At 71.1% G+C, this 24,425-nt stretch carries 21 protein-coding genes; 13 read left to right on the plus strand and 8 right to left on the minus strand.

Going from position 1 to position 24,425, the window contains the following annotated elements:
* Positions 1 to 78: 78 nt before the first annotated feature.
* The 3 genes from ACFZDJ_RS22155 to ACFZDJ_RS22165 form a co-directional block, all read right to left on the minus strand.
* Positions 79 to 2,337 (minus strand): molybdopterin-dependent oxidoreductase, encoded by a 2,259-nt coding sequence (locus ACFZDJ_RS22155; protein ID WP_390934045.1) that lies wholly within the window; start codon positions 2,335 to 2,337, stop codon positions 79 to 81.
* Positions 2,338 to 2,531: 194 nt separating this feature from the next.
* The gene (locus ACFZDJ_RS22160; RefSeq protein ID WP_390934044.1) at positions 2,532 to 3,149 is read right to left on the minus strand and encodes a TetR family transcriptional regulator; all 618 of its coding nucleotides are present in this window, start codon (positions 3,147 to 3,149) and stop codon (positions 2,532 to 2,534) included.
* The gene (locus ACFZDJ_RS22165) at positions 3,146 to 3,808 is read right to left on the minus strand and encodes a nuclear transport factor 2 family protein (RefSeq protein WP_391060884.1); all 663 of its coding nucleotides are present in this window, start codon (positions 3,806 to 3,808) and stop codon (positions 3,146 to 3,148) included. The genes ACFZDJ_RS22160 and ACFZDJ_RS22165 overlap by 4 nt, the downstream gene beginning before the upstream one ends.
* Positions 3,809 to 4,009: 201 nt before the next feature.
* Here ACFZDJ_RS22165 and hmgA point away from each other — a divergent pair, with 201 nt between their 5' ends.
* The 3 genes from hmgA to ACFZDJ_RS22180 are packed head-to-tail and all read left to right on the plus strand — an operon-like array spanning position 4,010 to position 7,360.
* Positions 4,010 to 5,350 carry a homogentisate 1,2-dioxygenase gene (hmgA, locus tag ACFZDJ_RS22170; protein ID WP_390934042.1) on the plus strand — a complete coding sequence of 447 codons (1,341 nt, stop codon included), beginning with the start codon at positions 4,010 to 4,012 and terminating at the stop codon, positions 5,348 to 5,350.
* Between the two features lie 28 nt (positions 5,351 to 5,378).
* Positions 5,379 to 6,128: a GntR family transcriptional regulator gene (locus ACFZDJ_RS22175; protein WP_101406031.1), complete on the plus strand. Its 750-nt coding sequence runs from the start codon at positions 5,379 to 5,381 to the stop codon at positions 6,126 to 6,128.
* Positions 6,129 to 6,169: 41 nt separating this feature from the next.
* Positions 6,170 to 7,360: a type ISP restriction/modification enzyme gene (locus tag ACFZDJ_RS22180; protein WP_390934169.1), complete on the plus strand. Its 1,191-nt coding sequence runs from the start codon at positions 6,170 to 6,172 to the stop codon at positions 7,358 to 7,360.
* A gap of 44 nt (positions 7,361 to 7,404) precedes the next feature.
* Here ACFZDJ_RS22180 and ACFZDJ_RS22185 read toward each other — a convergent pair whose 3' ends face one another.
* Positions 7,405 to 8,118 (minus strand): TetR/AcrR family transcriptional regulator C-terminal domain-containing protein, encoded by a 714-nt coding sequence (locus ACFZDJ_RS22185; protein WP_391060886.1) that lies wholly within the window; start codon positions 8,116 to 8,118, stop codon positions 7,405 to 7,407.
* A gap of 64 nt (positions 8,119 to 8,182) precedes the next feature.
* Between ACFZDJ_RS22185 and ACFZDJ_RS22190 the strand changes: the two genes are divergently transcribed.
* Together ACFZDJ_RS22190 and ACFZDJ_RS22195 are read left to right on the plus strand one after the other, a co-directional pair.
* Positions 8,183 to 9,151: an ATP-binding cassette domain-containing protein gene (locus tag ACFZDJ_RS22190; protein ID WP_391060888.1), complete on the plus strand. Its 969-nt coding sequence runs from the start codon at positions 8,183 to 8,185 to the stop codon at positions 9,149 to 9,151.
* Positions 9,148 to 9,930, plus strand: a complete 783-nt coding sequence (locus ACFZDJ_RS22195) for an ABC transporter permease (protein ID WP_390934039.1) — start codon at positions 9,148 to 9,150, stop codon at positions 9,928 to 9,930. The genes ACFZDJ_RS22190 and ACFZDJ_RS22195 overlap by 4 nt, the downstream gene beginning before the upstream one ends.
* A 245-nt stretch (positions 9,931 to 10,175) precedes the next feature.
* Here the strand turns inward: ACFZDJ_RS22195 and ACFZDJ_RS22200 are convergent, their stop codons facing one another.
* The 3 genes from ACFZDJ_RS22200 to ACFZDJ_RS22210 form a co-directional block, all read right to left on the minus strand.
* Complete coding sequence (locus ACFZDJ_RS22200; RefSeq protein WP_054231078.1) at positions 10,176 to 10,445, minus strand: hypothetical protein; 270 nt, start codon at positions 10,443 to 10,445, stop codon at positions 10,176 to 10,178.
* A gap of 115 nt (positions 10,446 to 10,560) precedes the next feature.
* A complete protein-coding gene (locus ACFZDJ_RS22205) occupies positions 10,561 to 11,385 on the minus strand; it encodes an anti-sigma factor domain-containing protein (RefSeq protein WP_389593283.1) in 825 nt (274 codons plus the stop codon).
* 184 nt (positions 11,386 to 11,569) lie between these two features.
* Positions 11,570 to 12,112: a sigma-70 family RNA polymerase sigma factor gene (locus ACFZDJ_RS22210; RefSeq protein ID WP_384906354.1), complete on the minus strand. Its 543-nt coding sequence runs from the start codon at positions 12,110 to 12,112 to the stop codon at positions 11,570 to 11,572.
* A gap of 274 nt (positions 12,113 to 12,386) precedes the next feature.
* Between ACFZDJ_RS22210 and ACFZDJ_RS22215 the strand changes: the two genes are divergently transcribed.
* The 4 genes from ACFZDJ_RS22215 (at position 12,387) to ACFZDJ_RS22230 (ending at position 19,151) form a co-directional block, all read left to right on the plus strand.
* Positions 12,387 to 13,910: a DUF4331 domain-containing protein gene (locus ACFZDJ_RS22215; protein WP_168490256.1), complete on the plus strand. Its 1,524-nt coding sequence runs from the start codon at positions 12,387 to 12,389 to the stop codon at positions 13,908 to 13,910.
* A 139-nt stretch (positions 13,911 to 14,049) separates the two neighbouring features.
* Positions 14,050 to 15,633, plus strand: a complete 1,584-nt coding sequence (locus ACFZDJ_RS22220) for a tetratricopeptide repeat protein (RefSeq protein ID WP_391060891.1) — start codon at positions 14,050 to 14,052, stop codon at positions 15,631 to 15,633.
* Positions 15,630 to 17,411, plus strand: coding sequence for a sulfite exporter TauE/SafE family protein (locus ACFZDJ_RS22225; RefSeq protein ID WP_391060893.1), 1,782 nt, complete (start codon positions 15,630 to 15,632; stop codon positions 17,409 to 17,411). Before ACFZDJ_RS22220 ends, ACFZDJ_RS22225 begins: the two co-directional genes overlap by 4 nt.
* 84 nt (positions 17,412 to 17,495) lie before the next feature.
* On the plus strand, positions 17,496 to 19,151 hold the full coding sequence (locus ACFZDJ_RS22230) for a protein kinase (RefSeq protein WP_391060895.1): 1,656 nt from the start codon (positions 17,496 to 17,498) through the stop codon (positions 19,149 to 19,151).
* Positions 19,152 to 19,158: 7 nt separating this feature from the next.
* Here the strand turns inward: ACFZDJ_RS22230 and ACFZDJ_RS22235 are convergent, their stop codons facing one another.
* The gene (locus ACFZDJ_RS22235) at positions 19,159 to 19,965 is read right to left on the minus strand and encodes a GDSL-type esterase/lipase family protein (RefSeq protein ID WP_391060897.1); all 807 of its coding nucleotides are present in this window, start codon (positions 19,963 to 19,965) and stop codon (positions 19,159 to 19,161) included.
* A 322-nt stretch (positions 19,966 to 20,287) separates the two neighbouring features.
* Between ACFZDJ_RS22235 and ACFZDJ_RS22240 the strand changes: the two genes are divergently transcribed.
* The 4 genes from ACFZDJ_RS22240 to ACFZDJ_RS22255 all read left to right on the plus strand — a co-directional run bounded on the left by ACFZDJ_RS22240 (position 20,288) and on the right by ACFZDJ_RS22255 (position 24,399).
* Positions 20,288 to 21,529 (plus strand): S8 family serine peptidase, encoded by a 1,242-nt coding sequence (locus tag ACFZDJ_RS22240; protein WP_390934033.1) that lies wholly within the window; start codon positions 20,288 to 20,290, stop codon positions 21,527 to 21,529.
* Between the two features lie 197 nt (positions 21,530 to 21,726).
* Positions 21,727 to 22,155 (plus strand): hypothetical protein, encoded by a 429-nt coding sequence (locus ACFZDJ_RS22245; RefSeq protein ID WP_390934032.1) that lies wholly within the window; start codon positions 21,727 to 21,729, stop codon positions 22,153 to 22,155.
* A gap of 412 nt (positions 22,156 to 22,567) precedes the next feature.
* Positions 22,568 to 23,386 carry a glycosyltransferase family 2 protein gene (locus tag ACFZDJ_RS22250; protein ID WP_384906361.1) on the plus strand — a complete coding sequence of 273 codons (819 nt, stop codon included), beginning with the start codon at positions 22,568 to 22,570 and terminating at the stop codon, positions 23,384 to 23,386.
* Positions 23,383 to 24,399, plus strand: a complete 1,017-nt coding sequence (locus ACFZDJ_RS22255; RefSeq protein WP_390934031.1) for a glycosyltransferase — start codon at positions 23,383 to 23,385, stop codon at positions 24,397 to 24,399. The genes ACFZDJ_RS22250 and ACFZDJ_RS22255 overlap by 4 nt, the downstream gene beginning before the upstream one ends.
* Positions 24,400 to 24,425: the final 26 nt, after the last annotated feature.

Genomic DNA, 24,425 nt, shown 5'->3' on the forward strand with positions numbered 1-24,425 from the left:
GCGTTAACAAGATGTTGACATGCGAGCAATAAGCGCAAAACTCCAGGTCACAGGCTTGTCTCGGTGAGCGGGGGGCTGCTACGGGCATGCCGCGAGCTCCACGGGCACCCCGTTGAGCACCGCCGTGCCCGACAGCGGGTCGAGGAGCGAGCCGTCGAGGAGCTGGTTGACGTTGACGCCCGGGTCGAGGGCCGCGTGGCTCATCCGGGTGCCGGGGCGGTCGTGTCCCCAGCCGTGCGGCAGGCTCACCACCCCACGTCGTACGGCGTCCGTGACCTCGGCCGGGGCCACCACCTCTCCCCCGGCGCCCTTGACGCGCACGGCCGCCCCGTCGGCGAGGCCGAGGCGTGCCGCGTCCTCGGGGTGGATGTGCAGGGTGCAGCGGTTGGTGCCGCCGGTGAGGGCGGGGACGTTGTGCATCCAGCTGTTGTTGGAGCGCAGATGGCGGCGGCCGACGAGGACGATCGCCGCCGGACGCTCACGCAGGGCGGCACGCAGTCGGGGAAGATCGTCGACAATCGGTGCCGGCAGCAGCTCGATCTTCCCGCTGCGCGTCTTCAGTGGCTGCGGCAGACGTGAGCGCAGCGGTCCGAGGTCGATACCGTGCGGGTGGGCGAGCAGTTTCTCCAGGCTCAGGCCGTCGGGCCGGGCGCCGAAGCCCTCGCCGTACGGGCCGAGGCGCAGCATCATGTCGAGCCTGCGTTCGGGTCCGCTCTCGCCGGTGAGCCGCGCGGCGAGTTCTTTCGGGTCGCGTTCGTGGACGGGGCCGTGCGGGTCCTGGACGGCCTTGCCGAGGGTGGAGTCGATGACCATGGCGTCCACGGCGGACGGGTCGGCGCCGTGCATGCCGGTCGCGGCGAGCACCAGCCGGGCGAGGATCTCGGTCTCGGCCATGCGGCCCGGTTCGAGGGGGACGGCGGGGCGGTTGTAGCGGACCTGGTTGCGTACGGCGAGGGTGTTGAAGGCGAAGTCGTGGTGGGCGCTCTGGGAGGGCGGGGGCGGCGGCAGCACGACGTCGGCGTGGCGTGCGGTCTCGTTCAGGTACGGGTCGACGCTGACCATGAAGTCGAGGGAGCCGAGAGCCTTGTCGAGGCGGTTGCCGTCGGGTGCCGACAGTACGGGGTTGGCGGCGATGGCGATGAGGGCGCGGACGGGGCTGCCCTCGGGTGTGGCGGTGTCGATCTCCTCGGCGAGTGCGGCGAGCGGGAGTTCGCCCTTGGCCTCGGGGTGGCGGCTCACCCGGCTGTGCCAGCGGCCGAGCGCGAAGCCGCGGCCGGGTCCGGCGGGGCGGGGCGTCTTGTCGGTGGCGGCCTGCGGGAAGAGGGCGCCGCCGGGGCGGTCGAGGTTGCCGGTGAGGATGTTGAGGATGTCGACGAGCCAGCTGGCGAGGGTGCCGTGCGGGACGGTGCAGCTGCCGATGCGGCCGTACACGGCGGCGGTGGGGGCGGCGGCGAGTTCGCGGGCGAGCGCCCGGATGGTGTCGGCGTCCACGTCGCAGGCCTCACTCGCGGCCTCGGGGGTGAAGTCCCGTACAGCGGTGGCGAGTTCTTCGACGTCCTGGACGTGCGGGGCGAGGTCGCGCAGGTCGACGAGCTTCTCCTCGAAGAGGACGTACGTCATCGCGGCGAGCAGCAGGGCGTCGGTGCCGGGGCGGATGGTCACGTGGCGGTCGGCGAGTTTGGCGGTACGGGTGGTGCGCGGGTCGATGACCGTCAGGGTGCCGCCGCGGGCGCGCAGTGCCTTGAGCTTGCCGGGGAAGTCGGGGGCGGTGCACAGACTCCCGTTGGATTCCAGGGGGTTGGCGCCGATGAGCAGGAGGTGGTCGGTGTGGTCGAGGTCCGGGACCGGGATCGCGTTGGCGTCGCCGTAGAGGAGACCGCTCGAGACGTGTTTGGGCATCTGGTCGAGCGTGGAGGCGGTGAAGACGCTGTGCGTGCGCAGCGCGGTGAGCAGGACGGGCGGGTAGAGGGCGCCGGCCATGGTGTGCACGTTCGGGTTGCCGAGGACGAGGCCGAGGGCGTGCGGGCCGTACTGCTCGACGACCGGGCCGAGGCCCGCCGCGATCGCGTCGAAGGCCTCCTGCCAGGTGGCCTCGCGCAGTTCGCCGTCCGTGCGGACGAGGGGGGTGCGCAGCCGGTCGGGGTCGCCGTCGGCCGCGCCGAAGGAGGCGCCCTTGGGACAGATGAACCCCTTGCTGAAGACGTCGTCGCGGTCGCCGCGGGCGCCGGTGACCCGGGTGCCCTCGATGGTGAGGGTCAGCCCACAGGTGGCCTCGCAGAGAGGGCAGACACGCAGGGCGGTGCGGGAGCCGGGGGTGGCGCCGGAGGTGCGGGACACGGGTCCTCCCGGAGGACGGTGGCAGCGGTGGCACACGGACCGGGCCGAGCATACCGACCGGTACGGATGAGAGGGAGGGCTTGAAGGGGGTGAGGTCGGAAAATCGCGCACCTCTCTCCCCCTCCGGCCCGCGCGCTTCAGCGATAGAGCGATAGAGCGGTGGATGCAGTGGAGCGGTGGAGCGGTGGAGCGGTTCAGTCCAGAACTCTGGCCAGATACGCGCGCAGCAGCTCCCGTGTCTCCTCGATGATCCGCTCGTCCCCCTCCGGGGCGATGCGGAAGGCCAGGTGGACCAGGCTGTCGGCGGCCTCCACGGCGACCAGGAAGGTGCGCCGGAGGTCCTCGTCGGGGGTGCGGTCGAGGAAGTCGGAGAGGAGGTCGGTGAGGCGGTCGGCGACGCGGGTGTTGGGCTCGGCGTCGCGGGTGCCGACGGGTATCTGGTTGCCGAAGTCGACGAGGGAGAAGCCGGGGGCGGTGCGCTTCATGGCGAGGTACTCGTCGAGCACGGCGTCCATGGCGGCGCGCCAGCCCTGCGCGTCTGTCGCCCGCAGGCGTTCGGTGACGCGTTCGGTGTAGCGCTCGAGGTTGCGCTGGGCGAGCGCGTCGGCCATGGCGCGCTTGTTGCCGAAGAAGCGGTAGACGGAGCCGATGGGGACGCCCGCGCGCTGGGCCACGGCCCGGGTGCTCAGGGCGTCGTAGCCGACCTCGTCGAGGAGGTCGGCACAGGCGTCGAGGATCCTGGTCAGTCGTTCGGCGCTGCGCCGCTGAACGGGCGCGCGGCGCAGCGAGGTCGCTTGAGGCACAGGCTTCATGATGCCTTTCCGCCGGGATCCGGTGAACCTCCCGTGTCGGTACGGCCCGCGACGCCGTTCCCGCTCGCCGTCGCTGCCGGCGTCGCTGCCGGCGCCGATGCCGGCGCCGATGCGGGGGCCGACGGGGGCGGCGAGGCAGGTGTCGACGGCCGGGTCGACACGGCGGTTCCGGAGGCGGTGATGTCCGCCGTGCTCTCGACGGCCTTGCCATGGACGGCCCACGCCGTGCGGTCGTCGGCGTAGAGGCGCGCGGTGACGTGGTGGGTGCCGCGTGGGACCAGGTCGCCGGTGAGGTGGTACGCGGCGGTGCGCAGGGTGGCGAGGTTCCGGCCGTCCAGGGACAGCAGCGCGACGCCGCGGCCGGCCACGGCCTGCGCCTTGGCGGCGGCGGGCGAGAAGCGGAAGCGGTGGACGGTCAGGCGGACGTCCCAGCCGTCGCCGGAGGCCGGTTGGACCTCGATGGCGACCTCGGGCGCGCTCTTCTTGTCGACCTCACGGTAGTGGCGTCCTTCTTTGTCCGTCTCGTCCAGGATTTTGCCCACGGGCGAGGGCGACACCGCTTCCCTCCGCTCGTGTGCGGCACCGGTGCCGCAGCCCGCCGATCCACCGAGCAGAGCGCAGACCGCGAGCGCGGCGAGCAGTCCACGCTTCCACGACATGCCGGGGAGATTAGAACAACGCTCTGACAGGCGAATCCCCCTGGAGTCGGGTTCTTGGGCCGTGCCGCCAGCCCTGGGGTGTACTCCGCACGGAGGTTCCGGCGCCGCGCATACGGCGGCCACGCACTTCGGCGTACCTCTTGCGCGCGAAAAAGCTGAATCCTACGGTGAAGCATAGGAATCAGGCGCGAGGGAGCGATCATGAGCGGGGACGCGAGGAAGACGGCCGAGGGGCTGACCTACCTCACCGGATTCGGCAACCAACACAGCTCGGAGGCGCTCCCCGGGGCGCTGCCGCACGGCCGCAACGCGCCCCAGCGCGCCCCCCTCGGGCTGTACGCGGAGCAGCTGAGCGGTTCGGCGTTCACGGAGCCGAGGGCGCACAACCGGCGTTCGTGGCTGTACCGGATCCGTCCGTCGGCCGCGCACCCCGCGTTCACACGCACGGACAACGGGGCGCTGCGCTCGGCGCCCTTCACGGAGACCGAGCCCGACCCGAATCGGCTGCGCTGGAACCCGCTGCCGGAGCCGGCGCGGGGCACCGACTTCCTCGCGGGCCTGTGGACGCTGGGTGGCAACGGCGACGCGACCCAGCGCACCGGTATGGCCGTGCACCTGTATCACGCGGACTCCTCGATGGACCGCGTCTTCAGCGACGCCGACGGGGAGCTGCTGATCGTGCCGGAGCGTGGCGGGCTGCTGCTGCGGACCGAGTTCGGGCTGCTGCACGTGGAGCCGGGCCGGGTGGCGCTGATTCCCCGTGGGGTCCGCTTCCGGGTGGAGCTGCTGGACGCCGAGCCCGGCGGCGGGCGGAGCCCGTCGGCCCGCGGCTATGTGTGCGAGAACTACGGGGCGCCCTTCCAACTGCCCGACCTCGGCCCGATCGGCGCCAACGGACTGGCCAACGCGCGGGACTTCCTCGCCCCCGTCGCCGCGTACGAGGATGTCGAGGGCCCGGTGGAGGTGGTCAACAAGTTCTGCGGCAACCTCTGGACGGCGACGTACGACCACTCGCCGCTGGATGTCGTCGCCTGGCACGGCAACCATGTGCCGTACGTCTACGACCTGCGCCGCTTCAATGTGATCGGCACGATCAGCTACGACCACCCGGATCCGTCGATCTTCACGGTGCTGACCTCGCCGAGCGACACCCCGGGCCTCGCCGGGGTCGACTTCGTGGTGTTCGCGCCGCGCTGGCTGGTGGGCGAGGACACCTTCCGGCCGCCGTACTTCCACCGGAACGTGATGAGCGAGTACATGGGGCTCATCGAGGGGGCGTACGACGCGAAGGCGGAGGGCTTTGTTCCGGGGGGCGGTTCGCTGCACAACATGATGTCGGCGCACGGGCCGGACCAGGAGACCTTCGACCGGGCTTCCGCCGCCGAGCTGCGGCCCCAGAAGATCGACGACGGGCTGGCGTTCATGTTCGAGACCCGGTGGCCGGTGACCGCCACGGCGCAGGCGGCGCACGCGGAGCATCTGCAGCGCGGGTACGACGACGTGTGGCAGGGCCTGCAGCGGCACTTCGGCCCGTTGCACTGAGCGTCGGCGACCGGTACGGATATCCCTCGTGACCTCCTTCGCCCCGGACTCGATCGTCCTGAACCGCAAACTCCCGCTCTGGTACCAGGTGTCGCAGTCCCTGCGCGCCTCGATACTCGGGCGCTCGCCCCAGGACCCGCTGCGCCTGCCCACCGAGGAGCGGTTGGCGGGCCACTACGGGGTGAGTGTGCTCACCATGCGGCAGGCGCTCAAGGAGCTGGAGGACGAGGGGCTGATCACCCGCCACCGGCGGCGGGGCACGTTCATCGAGCCGAGCGCGCAACGGGGCGCTCCGGTGCGGCTGCTGGGCTCGGTGGACACGATCGTCGCGCAGCAGTCGGGGATGACGACCGAGCTGCTGGACCACGGGAGCGTGCCGGTGCCGGCCGAACTCGCCGAGCACTTCCCGGATCTGGCCGAGGTGGGGACGTACCACCGGCTGCGCGGTGACGAGAAGACCGGTGAGCCGACGAACCACGCGCGCAACTACGTCCGTCCCGAACTGGCCGCGCTGATCGACCCGCAGGACCTGGTGCGCTGGCCCATGACAAAGGTGCTGCGGGACGTGGTGGGCGTGCGCATCAGCCGGATCACCGACACGGTGGAGGCGCGGCTCGCGGATCCGGAGACGGCCCGGCTGCTCCAGGTGCCGCTGCTCAGCCCGATCCTGCACTACACGGGCATCGTGCACGGCGAGGACGGCCGTGCCTTGGACGTGGCCCGCATCCACTACCGCGGTGACCGCTTCTCCTTCACGGTCACCCTCGACGCCCACTGACGATGACGTACGAGACCGGCGCGCGGCGCCCACGTCGTACGATGCCGGGCGTGACGCACGCCGACGCTCCGCTGCTCGCGGACCTCATGCCGTGGTCCGTCGCACCGCCGAGGCTGGGCCGGGGGTGGCCGACGGGGCCCGACGCGGCGTCCCTGAAGGCGCGCTGGGACACGCTGATGAAGGCCGAGGGGCAGGGCCGCGAGGCGTTGTTCGGCCCGACGCGCTCGCGCACCACGCACTCGGCCGTCGGGCAGCTGCCCGGACAGTCCAGTGGGACGGCCCGGCTGGAGCGGGAGTCGGGGCCCTGTCCGGAGCCGGTACGCGTCCTGCACGGACCGTTCGACGAGCAGTGGCTGATCCCGGACCACCGGCTGATCGACGCGGCGCGCCCCGAGTTGTGGCGGGTGGCCGACGAGCGGCAGATGTTCGTGGTGGAGCAGACGGCGGTGCCGGACACGTCGGGGCCGGTGCTGCTGGTCGCGTCCGTGCTGCCGCTGAGCGCCGGTCGCGGTGGCCGTGTCCGCCCCCTCCACCGGCGCCCCGGGGGCCTCGAACCGAATCTGGCGCCCGGCCTGTTGGAGCACCTCGGCGCCCGCCTCGGCCACTTGCCCGAACCCGACGACGTCCTTGCCTGGACGGTCGCGGTCGCGCGATCGGACCGGGACGGGTGTGCCGTCCCGCTCACCGCCGACCCGCAGGCGTGGGCGAACGGCGTCGCGTTGGGGCGCCGGATGCTGTGGCTGATGCGCCGCGACGGCGAGCGCCCCAAGCTCCCCGGTGGCCGCCGCCCCTATGTCCGCGCCCCGCTCCCGTCGCGCCCACTCGACGTGCGCTACGACCGCGACGAGGAGGCCCTCCTCCTCGACGAGGGCCGTATCTCGCCCGTGCCGCCGGAGGCCTGGGACTTCGAGGTGGGCGGAGTGCGGGTCCTGGAGCAGTGGTTCGCGGCCAGGACCGAGCCGGCGGAACCGGCCGGGCCGGGCACCCTGGAGGCGATCCGGCCCGCCGGCTGGCCGCAGGTGTGGACGTCCGAGCTCCTGGAGCTCATCACGGTGCTGACACTGCTCGCGGAACTCCGCCCCCAGCTGGCCGAGTTGACGATCGACTCGCCGATCACGCGGACCGAGCTGCGCAAGGCGGGCGTGCTGCCGGTTCCGGAGGCGGCGCACCGGCCCGCGTCCGTCCTCGATCACCACGAAGAGGGCCCAGAAGGACAGTTCGCGCTCATCTGACCCCGTAGGTCCGACAGCCCCGTAGGTCCGACAGCCCCGTAGATCTAACCCTTTGGTTCGAACGCGTCCAGCACCCGCCCCAGCGCCCGCTCGAACACCGCCTCCAGGTCGATCGGGCCCGCGTCCTGCGTGAAGGCGGCCGCCATCCGCGGATACGCGCCGGTCGCGATCCGGCTGCCGAGGTAGGCGATCCGCATCGCCTGCTCCTGCTCCTCGGACCAGGGCAGGGAGCGGGTACGTTCGGCGGTGGCCAGTTCGTTGCCGACGTACGTCGTCACCACGCCGTTGAGCATCGCGATCAGCTCCATCTTCGTGCCGTACGACGCGTCCAGCGGGTCGAGGCAGACGAGACAGTGCTCCAGGTAGCGCAGGGCGTTGGGGCTGAAGCCGTAGACCGGGGACATCAGACGCGGCAGCCACGGGTGGCGGTGCATGAGGGCACGGGTCTGATGGGCGACGCGGAGCATGTCGGCGCGCCAGTCGCCCGTCGGCTCCCAGGAGTCGTGCTCACCGCTGATGGCGTCAACCATCAGCTCGTACAGGTCCTCCTTGCGCGGGACGTAGTTGTACAGCGACATCGTGCCGCAGCCCAGCTCGCTGGCCACATGCCGCATCGAGACCGCTTCGAGCCCGTCCGCGTCCGCGATCCGCACCGCGGCGGCCGCGATGTCCACCCGGCGGTACGCCGCCCGCGGACCACGGCCCGCGCGCTCGGGGCGGGCCCAGATCACTTCGGGTACGGCACTGCGCCCTGTCATGTCGTCGATCACCTCACCACCATCCTAGTTACGTACAGCGTACGTAGTGCGCTATGGTCGCCCCATGACAACTACGTACGCCGTACTTAGTGAAGGCCTGGGGAAGAGCTTCAAAACCAAGGGGGAGGTCGTCCACGCGGTGCGCGGGCTCGATCTCGCGGTGGCCGAGGGCACCGTGTGCGGTGTGCTCGGACCGAACGGCGCGGGCAAGACCACGGCGGTGCGCCTGCTCACCACGCTGCTGCGGCCCGACGCGGGGTCGGCGCGGGTCGCCGGGCACGACCTCGTACGGGAGGCGGCCGCGGTGCGCGGCGCCATCGGGGTCACCGGGCAGTACGCCTCCGTCGACGGCGACCTCACCGGCCGGGAGAACCTGCGGCTGTTCGCGCGGCTGCACCGGATGCGGGACGCTCCCACGCGCGCCGGTGAACTCCTCGAACGCTTCGGGCTCACCGATGCCGCCGACCGGCCCGCGTCCACCTACTCGGGCGGTATGCGGCGCCGCCTCGACCTCGCGGCGAGCCTGATCCGCCGCCCCGAGGTGCTCTTCCTCGACGAACCCACCACCGGGCTCGACCCGGCCAGCCGCAACCAGATCTGGGAGGCCGTGCGCACCCTGAAGGGCGAGGGCACGACCGTCGTGCTGACCACGCAGTACCTGGAGGAGGCCGACCGGCTCGCCGACGACATCGCGCTCGTGGACCACGGCCGGGTCGCGCACACCGGATCGCCCGCCGAACTCAAGGCGCTCATCGGCTCGTACGCGGAGGTCGTCGTCGCCCACGCCGACGCGATGCCCGGCGCGGCGGCCGTCCTCGACCGGCTCACCGGCTCCGAACCGGCGTTCGCCCCGGAGAGGCACGCGGTCGGGGCGGTGACCACCGATCCGACACTGACCCTGCCCCGGCTCGTCCGTGAACTCGACGCCGCGGGGGTGCCACTGCTCGACGCGAGCCTGCGCCCGCCGACGCTCGACGACGTCTTCCTGCGCCTCACCGGAGGCCGCACCGACCGCAAGGAGCTTGTGACATGAGCACGTTGGCGTACGACGGGACCGCGATGCTGGGGCGGCACCTGCGGCGGATCCGGCACAATCCCGGGCTGCTGATCCTCACCCAGTCCATGCCGATCACGATGCTGCTGTTCTTCGGCTACGTCTTCGGCAGCGCCCTCGCGACACCCGGACAGGAATACCGCGCCTTCCTGCTGCCGGGACTGCTGGTGGCGACCGCCGCGGGCGGGATCATGACCGGCATGTTCCAGGCCGCCCAGGACTCGCACCGGGGCGTGATGGACCGCTTCCGCACCCTGCCGATGAGCCGGGCCGCCGTGCCGCTCGGACAGGCGCTCGCGGACCTCGTGGTCACCGCCGTGGGCACGGTGCCGCTGATGCTGGTCGGGCTGGCCGTGGGCTGGCGGATCGAGGGGTCGGCGCTCCGGGCGGTGGCCGGCGTCGGTCTCCTGCTGCTCTTCCGGTTCGCGACGACATGGATCGGCATCGTGCTGGGGCTCGCCTCACGGAGTGAGGAGGCGGCCGGGCAACTGGGCGGGGCGACGTTCATCCTGCCGCTGCTGTCGAACGCGTACATCCCCACCGACAACCTGCCCGGCTGGCTGCGCACGGTGGCCGAGTGGAATCCGATCAGCGCGGTGACCACGGCACTGCGGGACCTCTTCGGAAACGCACCGGTGCCTGGCGAGGGGGCATGGCCGGTGACACACCCGGTGGCCGGGGCGCTGACCTGGTGCGCCGTCATCCTCGCGGTGTTCGTGCCGCTCGCCGTGCGCCGATACGCGACCGGGGAGCGATGAACCCCAACGGGGGATAGGCATCCGGGGTTGACGACGGCCGAGGGCCGGGAGGGGGGAGACAGGAGTCACCGCGCGCCGCCGGGTGGGAACGAGGCGCACAAAAAGACGAACGGGGGTGCACCCGCGCTCGGGGAGCACACCGGGGCGGCGCTGCGTGCCGTGGGGACGACGGGCGGCGAGAACGCAGCGCTTACGCCGGGGCGGTGTGGTCGCCTGAGCGCGGGTTCGAGTACCGCGCGACCGTACTAGTGGCCGCCGAACAGCGAACGACGCAGTCGCTTCAGAGGGGCGAAGAGCGAGACCCGCCGTACGCGCGCGCCCCTCCCACTGCTGTCGTGCGCGGTGTCACGCGCGGTGAGCTCACGCATCAGCGAAGTCGCCTCGGCCGTCTCGCGCTGCGGGACGGCAGGGCCGCCCAGCACCGCCAGATGGCGGTCGAGGCGCGAACTGGTCGCGCTGCTCCCGCAGGTGATCGCAGGGACACGTGCCCTGCTGCGCACTGTTATCTGTTCCATGTCTCTCCCCACCCGTACGAGTCCACCCGGCCCGGGCAGGCTAACCCTATCGCTCCCCCGTGGCACTCGTGTATCGCGGGAGCAGGATTCACCTTCCCCGTAAGGGTGTTGACGGTCACTCTCCGAATCCAACCGATTTCAGGGCGAGTTGCACAACTGGCGTGGTGGTGGGCTGTGCCGAGCCCCCCTGCGGCTCGACGGTGACAGCGAGTGACGTGGCGTTCGTATTCAGTCCGTCGGCTATCAAGGGCGTGTCGCCCTCGAAGAGCCCGAGGGAGCGCGGTTGCACGTTGGGGCGCATGAGCCACAACTGGTGCACGCGCCCCCCTGACGGAGTACCGAGTCCGCTCAGGGTCACGACGGCGCGCCGCTCCGATGCGGAGGCAACCACTCCGATTCCGCGGCCCTGTGAATCCCTGTCACTCGTCGCCCGGGCGTCGGGGGCCGCCAGAACGTGGGCGATCTCACGTGCCTGGGCCCGCTCCTGGTCCAGCTTGTCCTGGGTCTGTGTCGCCTGCACGGCGAAGAGGGACGCCACGACGAGCGCCGCGGCGGCGGTGGCGGTGGACAGCGGGGCGAGCAGCGACCGGAAGCGCGGGGTCCGGCCGCGCGCGGGCCCGTGCGCCGCGCGCCCACGGGGCACGCCGTTCGGCAACGCCTGCGACGGGTGGGCGGGGTGCGACGGATCCGGCGCCTCTTGCGGAGTCGTGCGTACGGCGGTCAGGACCCGTTCGCGCAGGGCGGCCGGGGCGGGTGCCGCGGTGGACCAGGCGAGCCGCACCGCGTCCTCGCCCAGCTCCCGCACCTCGGCCTCGCACCGGGGGCAGCCCCGCAGATGGCGCTCGAAGCGGCGGCGTTCGTCGGGTTCCAGCGCGTCGAGAGCGTAGGGAGCGGCGAGCGAGTGCAGATCGCGGCGCAGCAGACGGTCGAGGACGCTCATACGACGCCTCCCTGGGGGTGCGGGGCGCGGCTGGGCAGTTCCAGGGCGCGGATACGGGGGTGTCGGGAGCCGGGGGGAAGGTGCCGCGAATGTGGGACACGGCCCTGGCGGGCGAACTCGTAGGTCGGTGCGGGGGCCTGACGGCCCGGCACGCCGTCCGCATGGCGCGGTGTCCGACGCGCGCTCATGCCACACCTCCCAGGCAGTGGCGCAACCGTGTCAGACCGTCGCGCATGCGTGTCTTGACCGTGCCGAGCGGCAGGGAGAGGCGTTCGGCGACTTCGCGGTAGGTGTAGCCGTCGTAGTAGGCGAGAGTGACGGACTGCCGTTGCAGGGTGGTGAGCCGCTCCAGGCAGCGGCGTACCCACTCGCGTTCGAGCCCGGCCTCCACCTCCTCGGCGACCTGGTCGAAGGCGGGATGATGGGCGCGCTGGCCCTCGCGCTGCTCGCGTTCGGTGGCCGCGCGGGCGCTGCGTACCCGGTCGACGGCCCGCCGGTGCGCGAGGGTGAGGATCCAGGACAGGGCGCTGCCCCGGCCGGGGTCGAACCGGGCGGCGGAGCGCCAGAGTTCGAGCAGCACCTCCTGGGACACCTCCTCCGACTGGGCCACGTCCCGCACCACGCGGCGTACGAGTCCGAACACGGGCCCGGACACCTGCCCGTACAGCTCCTCGAATGCCTTCTGGTCGCCTCCGGCCACGAGCACCAGAAGTTCGTCCGCCTCCACTCGTTCCCCCCTCTCCGGCCGCGCGCGGCCTGTCCCTGCACCTACATGTTCGCAGCGCGAGCGCCTCCGGATGGGTTACGGATCACGGCAGTCAAAACGCGGGTCGGTTGCCAAAGAGTGATGAGGGGTCTCTGAGAGCGCCGTGAAAGAAACCGGCCCGACGATGAAACGAGCCGCGAAACCCGCCGTAAGAACGTTTGGGATTCGACCAATCCACCCCGGCGACCGCTCCGAATGGCGTGCGTCAGGCAATTGGGATCTGAGGACGGACGGCATGACACCTATCTCCAGGAGTGGCTTGGGACGCAGGAGTCTCGCGACCCTCGTCTGCGGTGCGCTGGCTGCCGGGGGGCTCGTAGCCGCCGGCGTAGCCGCGCTGGACCCCGGGGCGGCCTCCGCCTCCAGTCACCGGGAGGCCCCGCTGATCTCGGGCACTCCCCAGTACGACAACACCGACCTGTACGCCTTCGTCAGCCCGGACAAGCCGGACACGACGACGGTCATCGCGAACTTCATACCCTTCGAGGAGCCGGCCGGCGGGCCGAACTTCTACACGTTCGCCGACGACGCCCAGTACGACATCCACATCGACAACAACGGTGACGCGCAGAGCGAGCTGGTGTACCGGTACACCTTCAAGACGCACCGCAAGAACGGCGACACGTTCCTCTACAACACGGGCCCGGTCAACAGCCTCGACGACCCGGACCTGAACATCACGCAGACCTACGACATCGATCTGCTGCGGCTGCACAACCAGAAGCTGGTCTCCAAGACGAAGGTCGCGGACGACATCCCGGTCGCGCCGTCGAACGTCGGCAAGGCCTCGATGCCGGACTACACGAAGCTGCGCAACCAGGCCGTGTACAAGCTCGCGGGTGACTCCACGACCTTCGCCGGCCAGGCGGACGACCCCTTCTTCGCCGACCTGCGGGTCTTCGACCTGCTGTACGGCGGCAACCTGTCCGAGGTCGGGCGGGACACCCTCAAGGGCTACAACGTCAACACGCTGGCCCTGCAGGTGCCCAACTACATGATCCAGGAGTCGTCGAAGCAGCCGATCGTCGGCATCTGGTCCACCGTCCAGCGCAAGGACGCCCGCGGCTACTACACGCAGGTCTCGCGCCTGGGCAGCCCGCTGGTCAACGAGGTCGTCAACCCGCAGAAGGACAAGGACAAGTTCAACGCGTCCTCGCCCTGGGACGACGCGCAGTTCCTGAAGAACGTGACCAACCCGGAGCTGCCCAAGCTCATCGAGGCGATCTACAAGATCAAGGCGCCCGCCGAGCCGCGCAACGACCTGGTCGACGTGTTCCTGAAGGGCGTGAAGGGCCTCAACCAGCCGCCCAAGGTGCGCCCGGCGGAGGAGCTGCGGCTCAACACCTCGATCAAGCCCAGCATGCACCCCAAGCGGCTCGGTGTGCTCGACGGCGACAACGCGGGCTTCCCGAACGGCCGTCGGCTCGCCGACGACGTGATCGATGCCTCGCTGCGGGTCGTCGAGGGTGAACTCCTCGGCCAGAAGACCGGCCTGTCGGACTCGGTCGACAAGAACGACAAGAGCTTCGAGAAGTCGTTCCCCTACGTGGCCGAGCCCACCTCGGGTTCGCGTGGACCGCTGGCGAAGGGCACCGGCAGCAGCGTCAAGAACCAGCTGGGTGACGCCCTTCAGTCGGGCACCGGCGGCACCAACACCATGCTGATCGCGGGCTCCGCCGCGGCGGGCGTGGCCGGGGTCCTGCTGATCGGCGCCGGTGTCATGTGGTGGCGCCGCCGCATGTACAACCGGGCCTACTGACCGGCCCTGGCGACGACCGGGCCCCTTGACCGGGCCCGGTCCACCGACTGGCGCGGCCCGCATCCATTTACCCCCACGGCGGGCCGCGCCGCCCCACCCCCACGACGACCGTTCACCCCAAGGACTTTGAGGAGAGGGCATGTCCCCGCGTACGAACGAGAGCGCGCCGGAGGGCGAGCCCGACGAGGTGACGACGGCCGACCCACAGCCTCCGCACGACGCTTCCGAGCCCGAACCCGAGCCCGAGCCCGAAGCCAAGCTGCCGGTGGCCGAGGATCACCTGCCCGAACCCGAAGCCAAGCAGCCCGCGGCCGAGGACCACCTGCCGGTGCCCGAGGACCAGCCGTCCGCGGCCGATGAACGCGTCGCCGCCGTCCGGCGGGTGTCCGCCTCGACTCGCCGCTGGCGTGCGGTCCAACTCGGCCTCTGCGCCGCTTCGTTGGCCCTCGCTCTCACCGCCGGGGCCGTGATCGTCGGGGCCCTGCGGGACGGCTCGGGCACCGCGGTCGCCGCCACCACCGGCGCCGTGTCACCGGAGTTGCTGGCCGGTGGGGATCTCGACGCCAGCATCACCTCGCTGCAGGCCCATCTCCGCACCCAGCCCAAGGACTTCGACAGCTGGGCCACCCTCGGACTCGCCTACGTCGAGCAGGCCCGCACCAAGGGCGACCCCTCCCGCTACCCCCAGGCGCAGCAGGCACTGGACCGCTCCCTGAAGCTGCGTCCCGACAACGAGTCGGCGCTCGCGGGCCGCGCCGCCCTCGCCGCGGCACGGCACGACTTCACCGGCGCCCTGACCTACGCGGACAAGGTGCTGAAGGAGAACCCGTACAGCGAGCGCGCCCTCTCCTCCCGTATCGACGCGCTCGTCGAACTCGGCCGCTACGCCGATGCCTCGAAGGCCGCCGACCTGGCCGACTCGCGCCGGCCCGGCGTCCCCGTCTTCACCCGGTACGCCTACGTCCACGAGCTGCGCGGCGATGTGAAGACCGCCCGCCGCGTCCTTCAGCAGGCGCTCGACACGGCGACGAGCCGGGGCGACGTCTCGTACGTGGCGGCGGCGCTCGGCCAACTCGCCTGGAACCAGGGCGACTACGACTCCGCGCTGAAGTACTACGCCCGAGCCCTGGCCGCCGACGACAGCTACCTCCCCGCGCTCGAGGGCCGCGCCCGCGCCCAGGCCGCGAAGGGCGACCAGGCGGCGGCGATCAAGGGCATGGAACAGGTCGTTGAGCGCTATCCGCTCCCCCAACCACTTGTCGAACTCGGCGAGTTGTACGAGGCGCGCGGCCGGGCCGGCGACGCGCAGAAGGCCCGCGACCAGTACGCCCTGGTGACCGCCTGGGTCTCGCTGGCCCACTCCTATGGTGTCAACGCCGACCTGGACACCGCCCTCGCCGCCGCCGACCACGGCAACCGGGGGGACGCGCTCAAGGCGGCCCGCGCCGAGTGGGCCCGCCGCCACACCGTGCACACGGCGGACGCGCTCGCCTGGGCGCTGCACGTCAACGGCCGCGACAAGGAGGCCCTGCCGTACGCCCGCCAGGCCACGGCCACCGGCTATCGCAACGCGTCCTTCCTCTATCACCGCGGCATGATCGAGCCCGCCACCGGTCACGAGAAGGAGGCCCGCGCCTCGCTGAAGTCGGCGCTCGACCTGAACGCGGGCTTCTCACTCCTGGGTGCCCGTGCGGCGCGCAAGGCTCTGGGGGAGGACAAGTGAGGCCCCCTCGAACGCGCGGTCGGCGGGCGAAGTCCCCGCAGGGGAGGTCGCGTCGGCTGTTCGCCTCCTGCGCGGCCGTCCTCACCGCCGCCTGCGCCCTCGTCCTCGTCCCCACCGGGGCCGCGAGCGCGCATCCGCTCGGCAACTTCACCGTCAACCGGTACGACGGACTCGTCGCCGCCCCCGGGCAGCTGCGCGTCGACCATGTCGAGGACCTCGCCGAGATCCCGGCCACCCAGGCCAAGCCCGACCTGAAGAAGCTCGGTATGACGGACTGGGCCCGGCAGCGCTGCGAGAGCGCCGCGACCGGCAGCAAGGTCACCGTCGACGGACATCCGGCCGCGCTCTCCGTCGCCACGAGCCGAGCGAAGCTGCGCCCCGGGCAGGCCGGGCTCAACACCCTGCGCGTGGAGTGCCGGTTGACGGCCGCGCTGCCCAAGCAGGGCACGGTCTCCCTCGGCTTCCACAGCGCCGGGGCCGACCGTGGACCCGGCTGGCGCGAGATCACCGCGCGCGGCGACCGGATGACGCTCACCGCCTCGGACGTACCGGCCAAGTCGGTGTCGCACGAACTGACCAGCTACCCCAAGGCGCTGCTCTCCTCCCCCGCCGACACCGCGACCGCGTCCCTGCGGATACGCCCCGGCGGCCCCGCCCTCGCCGAGGAGCGCACGGAGGCGCCCGGCGCCTCCGTACTGCCCCGGGGCGCCGACCGCTGGACCGAGGCGCTGAACAACCTGGTGGCCCGCCATCACCTCACCGTCGGCTTCGCCGCGCTGGCCCTGGTCATCTCCGTGTTCCTGGGCGCGATGCACGCACTCGCGCCCGGTCACGGCAAGACCCTGATGGCCGCGACCGCCGCGGCGCGCGGCGGCAAGGCGGGGCTGCGTGACGTCCTGCCGCTGGCCGCCTCCGTCACGGTCACCCACACCCTGGGCGTGGTCGCCCTCGGCCTCCTGGTGACGGCCGGTTCGGCCGCGGCGCCGTCCGTGATCGCGTGGCTCGGCATCGCCAGCGGCGTCCTGGTGACCTTCGCGGGCGCCACGCTCGTACGCCGGGCCTGGCGCAACCGGCCGCGGCGACCCGGGCTTGGGCACGCCCACGGACACGCGCACGACCACCCCCATGACCACCACGCGCACAGCCACGCTGACGACCACGAGCACGGGCGCGAGCACGAGCACGAGCACGCCGAAGAGCACGAACGCCCCTTGGTGCTCGCCCACGCCCACGCCGCGACGGCAGCGGCGGACAGCGAGCCGCACACGCACGGGCACGAGCGCGGACATTCCCACGACCACGACTACGACCATGGCCACGACCACCACCACGCGCACCCCCACCCCCACTCGCACGACCACTCGCACGACCACGCCGTCTCCCCCACCCTCGAACACACCCACGGCGGCTTCACCCACACCCACGAGGTGGCCCCCACCCTCCGCGGCACGATCCTGCTCGGATTCGCCGGCGGACTCGTGCCCAGCCCCTCAGCCGTGGTCGTCCTGGTGGGCGCCGCGGCGCTGGGACAGGCGTGGTTCGGCCTACTTCTCGTCCTGGCGTACGGCGTCGGTCTCGCCCTGACGCTCACGGCGGCCGGGTTCGCCGTCGTCAAGCTGAACGACGGGATGAACCGGGCGCTGGCGAAGCGTCCCCGGTGGGCCGGGGGACCGACCGCGGCCCTGATCCGCAGGACCGCCCCCCTGGGTTCGGCGTTGATCGTCATCGCCCTTGGGGCTGGATTGGTGTTCAAGGGGGCGGCATCCGCACTCGGCTGAGCTACTTTTGTGGAGAAATCGCGCGAAGAGACATCGCGAAAAGACATCACGCGGATGCACAGCGGATACGAATGGGGGACACCCGTGTCCGAAGAGCCGGGCAGTGAACGTGTGATCGCGGGCCGCTACCGCCTCCTCTCCCCCTTGGGCGAGGGCGGTATGGGGACCGTGTGGCGCGCCCGTGACGAGGTGCTGCACCGCGAGGTCGCCGTCAAGGAGGTCCGTGCGCCCGCCGGGATCGCGGCGCACGACGTGGAGCGGATGTACGCCCGGCTAGAGCGCGAGGCGTGGGCCGCGGCCCGGGTCGCGAACCGCAATGTGGTGACGGTGTACGACGTGGCGACCCAGGACGGCCGCCCCTGGATCGTCATGGAGCTCGTGCGCGGCATCGCCCTGTCCGATCTGCTGGACTCCGAGGGTCCGCAGTCGCCGCAGCGCGCCGCCGACATCGGCGCCGAGGTGCTCTCCGCCCTGCGGGCCGCGCACGAGGCCGGGGTGCTGCACCGCGATGTGAAACCGGCCAACGTGCTGCTGTCGAACGAGGGCCGGGTCGTCCTCACGGACTTCGGTATCGCGACGGTCGAGGGCAGTTCGGCGTTGACGATGACGGGCGAGGTCATCGGTTCGCCCGAGTTCCTCGCCCCCGAACGGGCGCTCGGTCGTACGCCCGGGCCCGAGTCCGACCTGTGGTCGCTCGGGGTCCTGTTGTACGCGACGGTCGAGGGCAACTCGCCCTTCCGTCACAACACCCCGCTGAGCACGCTGCGGGCCATCGTCGACGAGCCGCTGCCGCCGCCGCGCCGCGCGGGGCCGCTCGCGCCCGTGATCGAGGGTCTGCTGAGGAAGGACCCGGCCGAGCGGCTGAGCGCCGCGCAGGCCGAGAGCGATCTGCGGCTCGTCGCCGCGGGCGGCTCCCCGGCCGCGGGACCGCCGTCCCCGACCGGCCAGTCGCCGACGATCTCCTCGTTCTCTCAGCCCGCGCAGCAGCCGCCGGGATTCGGACCTCCCATGGCGCCGTCCCGGACCCGTCCACAAGGACGGCAGCCGGGTTACACGCCCTACCCGCCGCCCAACGACTCCCCCACCTCGACGGAACCCGTCCGCAACCGGCGTGCGGCCGCCGCCGTGATCGCGGGCGTGATCGCCCTCGCACTCGCGCTGGGCGGACTGACGTACGCCTTGGTGAACCGTGACAACGGCGGCGGGAGCAGCAACGACAGCAGCGGAAGTGGCACCAAGAGCGGCTCCGGCGGCGGGAGTTCGGCGTCCGCGAGCAAGAGCGGGAGCAACAGCGCCGCACCCGGCGGTTCCAGTCCCTCGACCAGCCCGTCGAGCAGCGCTCCTACGAGTTCGCCGCCGGCCCAGTCCGTGCAGGTGACGGTCGCGGGTGCGCACACCGACTACTCCGGTTCCTGCCCGCCGCCCCAGGCCCAGGCGCCGACCTTCACGGCGACCTTCACGGTGGGCCGTGTACCGGCGGACGTCGAGTACCGCTGGGTGTTGAAGACGGGCGAGGTGTCCGACCCGGGCTGGAAGACCCTGTCGTTCTCGTCGGGCGGTGGCAGGACCAAGCAGAAGTCGATCTTCTTGACGACGTACAACGCGAGCGGGATCTTCCAGAACGAGATCAGCGTGGAGGTCCGCAGCCCCGTCCGGACGACGTCCAACTCGGTGCCGTTCTCGGTGACATGTGTGACGGAGACCCCGTCGGACGAGGCCTCCGCTTCCACGTCTCCGTGAGGGGTGGTCAGGCGGCCGAGGTGAAGACCGGCAGATAGCCGCCAAAGTGGCCGGCCGCGGTGGGGTGGTACGACTCGGTGATGTTCAGCAGGTTCAAGCTGTGCAGCCAGGCACTGCCGGAGCAGAGCTCGTGCCCGGTGAAGGTGCTCCTGACGTCGCCGAAGGTGAAGCCGTGGTCGGCGGCGCGCTTGGCGATGGCGCTGTCCAGGTAGTCGGCCGCGTCGTTGATCGCGGCGCGCTTGGTGTCGGAGAGGCCGAGGCAGGCCGCGCCCAGTTTGTAGAACCTGGGGTAGCCGAGGACGACCACGTGGGCGGCGGGCGCCTTCGAGCTGATCGCGGAGTAGACGGAGTCGAGTTGGCCGGGGAGCGTGGAGTCGACGTAGGCCTTGGCGGTGGCGATGCGGGACAGGCAGCCGCTGTCGGACTGGAGCACACACGTCGTCATGACGTCCGCGAAGCCCGCGTCGTTGCCGCCGATGCTGAGAGAGACGAGGCCGGTGGAGGAGTTGAGCGGGCCCAGCTGGTTCGCCAGGACATCACCCGTACGAGCCCCCGAGCAGGCCGTGAAGTCGAAGGACGAAGGTGAATGGGCCGCGGCCCAGAGGTAGGGGTACGCCTTCGTGCTGCGCAAGCAGTCGCCGCTTGAGCTGATGTAGCTGCCCGCGCCGACACCGGACGCATAGGAGTCGCCGAGGGCCACATAGCCGGTGGCCGCGGCGGTTCCTGACGCCTGCGCCGTCGCGGCCCCGGTGAGGGCGAAGCCGACGGCGAGGAGGAGTGAGGTCACGTATGCCGTAATTCGGGAACGTCTCATGGAACCTCCCTTTAGCAGGATCTCTGCCACAACTGTCGTAGCAGCTACGCGTGTTGACAGGAAGTGTCCATGCCAAGACTTTTCGGCCCCTACCGCCGTCGCCCGTGACGCTCGAACGTGTTCCACGCATATTTCATTGCGTGTGCATGACAGATTGATGACGAGGCGTCAACTCCCTTGAGCCTTACCCGTGGATGACCGAGGCTTTACTCGGCCTTGGGCGGAACGCGACGCTCCAAGGCTGTGTGCGCGACGACGCGCGCACCCCCCACAGCCGTGCGCCGAACCCGGGCGCGCGCCGCCAAGAGGAGGACTCCCTCGCATGGCAGCACTGCGGAGCAAGAAGACACCGAGCGACAAGAGTGTCCGGAGCAGGAAGATACGGATCGCCGCGATCACCTCCGTGGCGAGCGCCGCCCTCGTGGGCGGGTTCACCGCACTTCCCGCCCAGGCCGCCCCGGCCGAGGGCACGGTGCTCGCCGCCGGCTCCCCCACCGCCGTCAAGGACAGCTATATCGTCACGCTCAAGAAGGGCGCGGGCCTCAAGGCCGCGTCGAGCGAGGGCAAGGGCCTGATCAGCGCGTACGGCGGCACGGTGAAGAAGACGTACGGCGCCGCGCTGAACGGCTACACGGCCACCCTCTCGGCGGGCGAGGCCCGCAGACTCGCCGCCGACCCGGCGGTGGCCACGGTCGAGCAGAACCAGACCGTGCGCCTCACCGACACCACCCAGTCCAGCGCTCCTTGGGGCCTGGACCGTGTCGACCAGACCTCGCTGCCGCTCTCCGGCACGTACACCTACCCGGACACGGCGGGCGGCGGCGTGACGGCGTACGTCATCGACACGGGCGTGCGGATCACGCACTCCCAGATCAGCGGCCGGGCGTCCTACGGCTATGACGCCGTGGACGGTGACAGCACCGCCCAGGACGGCAACGGCCACGGCACCCATGTGGCCACCACCATCGCGGGCTCGACCTACGGCGTCGCCAAGAAGGCGAAGATCGTGGCGGTGCGGGTGCTCGACAACTCCGGCTCCGGCACCACCGCCGGCGTGATCGCGGGCATCGACTGGGTGACCAGCAACCACAGCGGTCCCTCGGTCGCCAACATGTCGCTGGGCGGCGGCGCCTCCACCTCGCTGGACAACGCCGTCGCGAACTCCATCGCGAGTGGCGTGACCTACGCGGTCGCGGCGGGCAACAACGGCGCCAGCGCATCCTCGTACTCCCCCGCCCGGGTCGGCGCGGCGATCACCGTCGGCGCCACCACCAGCACGGACGCCAAGGCCAGTTACTCCAACTACGGCTCCGTCCTGGACGTCTTCGCCCCCGGCTCCTCCATCACTGCGGGCTGGAACACCAGCGACACCGCCACGAACACCATCTCCGGTACGTCGATGGCCACCCCGCACGTCGCGGGCGCGGCCGCCGTCTACCTCGCGGGCCACACCTCCGCCACCCCGGCACAGGTCGCCACGGCACTGGTGAACGGCGCCACGACGGGCAAGGTCACCAGCCCGGGCTCCGGCTCCCCGAACCGACTGCTGAAGATCGTCCCGTGACGCCCCAACTCGCCTGACCCGCAACACAGTTCCCCGGAGGCAGCCGGCGCCTCCGGGGAACACGCGGTGAACACTCGCGCCGGATGTTTGAAGTGGTCCAAGAAGCCCCCATGAGCGCCCACCGCATCTTGACGGCCCCCAGCCCGCTGCGCGACATTGAAGCCCGGCATCCGGCGCGTCGGGGGGCAAAGTCGCCCATGCAGACCATAGGCATCAAGTCACCTTCATCAGACAGTGACGAGCGGTCGGGACAGGATCCGGGGAGGGATCTGGTACCGCTGCTCGCGGGCATGGCGGTGGCCGTCGCGGGGGTCGGCGCGGTACTCGCGCTCGCCGACGTGAGCTCTTCCCTGCGCGGCCCGTTCACGCTCTTCTTCCTGCTCGCCGCACCAGGAGCCGCCATCGGGGCCGCGCTGCGCGGGCTGGATCCCTTCGCCCGCACGGTGGTGTCCGTCGCGGGAGCGATCGCCGTCGACCTCCTCGTCGCCCAGGGCATGCTGGCGGTGCACCGGTGGTCGGTCCATGGCGGAATCGTGGCCGTGACGGCGATCAGCTCTCTTGTTCTCCTGCTGATGGTGGTACGCCGACTGCGCAAGCGGATGGGGAAAATCCGTTCGAGTCGTTAGGTAACGGCCAAACCAACAAAAACGTGAGGCGTCGTTCCAGGCCTTGCCATATGGGCGCAATCGTCAATACCGTCATACATCTCACCCGCATCGGACCCTCATGCACATGCGATCTAGGGGAGGGCTCAAGATCGCGAAGAGGGCTCGGCGCGGGGCGCGGTAGGGGGGTGCCGTGCTCGGTGACCACACTTGTGCCGAGTCGTGCCGCGCGACCGGTTTCCGCATCCGGAATTCCGTCCTCGGGCTTCCGTCTTCGGACTTCCGCCTTCGGAATCGGCCAGCTTTGCCAGCTCACCCGACATGCACGGAGATCCATTTCGTCATGCCGTAAGTGAGAACCCCCCTTTCGAACCGGACTAAAAGCCGGACCGCCCAGGGGCGGGCGGTCCACCGGACGAGAGGGACCAGACTCATGAGCTCAGTCCTGCGCCCAGCCGTATCGGGCGAAGATCCGTTAATGGCCGGCAAATACCGGCCGATCTCCTCTCACCTGGCCATAGCGCCACCGGTGAGCGTCGTGATTCCCGCCATGAATGAGGCGGAGAATCTCCCGTACGTCTTCAAGACCCTTCCCGCCTGGATACACGAAGTGGTTCTTGTCGACGGCAATTCCACCGACGACACCGTCGAGGTGGCCCGTGAACTGTGGCCCGACGTCAAGGTCGTCGAGCAGCAGGGAAAGGGCAAGGGCGACGCCCTGATCACCGGATTCGAGGCGTGCACCGGCGACATCATCGTGATGGTCGACGCGGACGGCTCGGCCGACGGCAACGAGATCGTGTCGTATGTGTCCGCGCTGGTGTCCGGGGCGGACTTCGCCAAGGGCTCGCGGTTCGCCAACGGCGGCGGCACCTCCGACATGACACCGATCCGCAAGCTGGGCAACCGAGTGCTGTGCGCGGCCGTCAACGCCAAGTTCGGCGCCCGCTACACCGACCTCTGCTACGGCTACAACGCGTTCTGGCGGCACTGCCTGGACCAGATCGAACTCGACTGCACCGGCTTCGAGGTCGAGACCCTGATGAACATCCGGGTGGTCAAGGCCGGGCTCAAGGTGCAGGAGATTCCCAGCCACGAGTACCTCCGCATCCACGGCACGAGCAATCTGCGGGCCGTGCGCGACGGGTTCCGGGTGCTCAAGGTGATCATGGGTGAGCGTTCCAACCGGCGTGCCCTGCGCCGCAGGCCGCACGCCGCCCAGCTCGACTCGGGCCAGGGAGAGGTGTCTTGAGCAGTCCCGACATCTCTGTGGTGATCTGCGTCTACACCGAGGACCGCTGGGAGGACATCCTCGCGGCGGTCTCCTCGGTGCGGGCGCAGTCGCTGCCCGCTCTGGAGACGCTCCTCGTCGTGGACCACAACGCCACCCTGCTCGACCGGCTGAGCAGGGAGTACAAGGAGACCGACGCGGTACGGGTGCTCGCCAACGCGGGCCCGCGCGGCCTGTCCGCGGGCCGCAACACCGGGATCGCCGTCGCGCACGGCGAGATCATCGCGTTCCTCGACGACGACGCCGTGGCCGAGCGCGACTGGCTGCGCCACTTCGCCTCGGGGTACGCCGACCCGCGGGTCATGGCCGTCGGCGGCCGTACGATGCCGATCTGGGCGTCGGGTCGCCGGCCCGCCTGGTTCCCCGAGGAGTTCGACTGGGTGGTGGGCTGCACGTACAAGGGGCTGCCGCCGGGCCGGGTCCAGGTCCGCAACGTCCTGGGCGGAAACGCTTCCTTCCGTCGTACGGCGTTCGACGCGGCGGGCGGCTTCGCGACCGGCATCGGCCGCGACGGCGACAAACGTCCGCTGGGCTGCGAGGAGACGGAGCTGTGCATCCGCCTCACCCGTGCCCGCCCGGACGCGATCCTGCTGATCGACGACCGCGCGGTCATCCACCACCGGGTACCCGAACCACGCGAGCACTTCGCGTACTTCCGCACCCGCGCCTACGCCGAGGGCCTCTCCAAGGCCCTGGTCGCCCGGAGCGTCGGCGCCGACAAGGGCCTCGAGTCGGAACGCCGCTACACGACCCGCGTCCTGCCCGCCGGGGTGGCCCGCGGACTGCGCGACGCCCTGCTCGCCCGCCCGGGCGGCGCGGGCCGAGCGGGCGCCATCGTGGCCGGTGTTCTGACGGCGGCCGGGGGGTACGTACTCGGCAGCGTCCGGGCCCGCAGGGGCGGCGCCACGTTCACCGTGGCGGAGATCGAGAACGGGACCGGCAGCGGTCCGGGACGCGAGGGGGCGGCGGCATGACCGGAGGAGGACCCCCGCGGGTCGCG

Source organism: Streptomyces sp. NPDC007896 (genome assembly GCF_042959425.1).
In the GTDB taxonomy this organism is placed as follows: Bacteria; Actinomycetota; Actinomycetes; order Streptomycetales; family Streptomycetaceae; genus Streptomyces.

What these genes read in the sequence shown, in the direction of transcription:
- ACFZDJ_RS22220 (WP_391060891.1), top strand. Translation starts at nt 14,050, where the DNA reads ATGTCCCCGCGTACGAACGAGAGCGCGCCGGAGGGCGAGCCCGACGAG.
- ACFZDJ_RS22190 (WP_391060888.1), top strand. Translation starts at nt 8,183, where the DNA reads ATGACAACTACGTACGCCGTACTTAGTGAAGGCCTGGGGAAGAGCTTC.
- ACFZDJ_RS22180 (WP_390934169.1), top strand. Translation starts at nt 6,170, where the DNA reads ATGCCGGGCGTGACGCACGCCGACGCTCCGCTGCTCGCGGACCTCATG.
- ACFZDJ_RS22160 (WP_390934044.1), bottom strand. Translation starts at nt 3,149, where the DNA reads ATGAAGCCTGTGCCTCAAGCGACCTCGCTGCGCCGCGCGCCCGTTCAG.
- ACFZDJ_RS22165 (WP_391060884.1), bottom strand. Translation starts at nt 3,808, where the DNA reads ATGTCGTGGAAGCGTGGACTGCTCGCCGCGCTCGCGGTCTGCGCTCTG.
- ACFZDJ_RS22200 (WP_054231078.1), bottom strand. Translation starts at nt 10,445, where the DNA reads ATGGAACAGATAACAGTGCGCAGCAGGGCACGTGTCCCTGCGATCACC.
- ACFZDJ_RS22215 (WP_168490256.1), top strand. Translation starts at nt 12,387, where the DNA reads ATGACACCTATCTCCAGGAGTGGCTTGGGACGCAGGAGTCTCGCGACC.
- ACFZDJ_RS22245 (WP_390934032.1), top strand. Translation starts at nt 21,727, where the DNA reads ATGCAGACCATAGGCATCAAGTCACCTTCATCAGACAGTGACGAGCGG.
- ACFZDJ_RS22185 (WP_391060886.1), bottom strand. Translation starts at nt 8,118, where the DNA reads ATGACAGGGCGCAGTGCCGTACCCGAAGTGATCTGGGCCCGCCCCGAG.
- ACFZDJ_RS22235 (WP_391060897.1), bottom strand. Translation starts at nt 19,965, where the DNA reads ATGAGACGTTCCCGAATTACGGCATACGTGACCTCACTCCTCCTCGCC.
- ACFZDJ_RS22250 (WP_384906361.1), top strand. Translation starts at nt 22,568, where the DNA reads ATGAGCTCAGTCCTGCGCCCAGCCGTATCGGGCGAAGATCCGTTAATG.
- ACFZDJ_RS22240 (WP_390934033.1), top strand. Translation starts at nt 20,288, where the DNA reads ATGGCAGCACTGCGGAGCAAGAAGACACCGAGCGACAAGAGTGTCCGG.
- ACFZDJ_RS22195 (WP_390934039.1), top strand. Translation starts at nt 9,148, where the DNA reads ATGAGCACGTTGGCGTACGACGGGACCGCGATGCTGGGGCGGCACCTG.
- hmgA (WP_390934042.1), top strand. Translation starts at nt 4,010, where the DNA reads ATGAGCGGGGACGCGAGGAAGACGGCCGAGGGGCTGACCTACCTCACC.
- ACFZDJ_RS22205 (WP_389593283.1), bottom strand. Translation starts at nt 11,385, where the DNA reads ATGAGCGTCCTCGACCGTCTGCTGCGCCGCGATCTGCACTCGCTCGCC.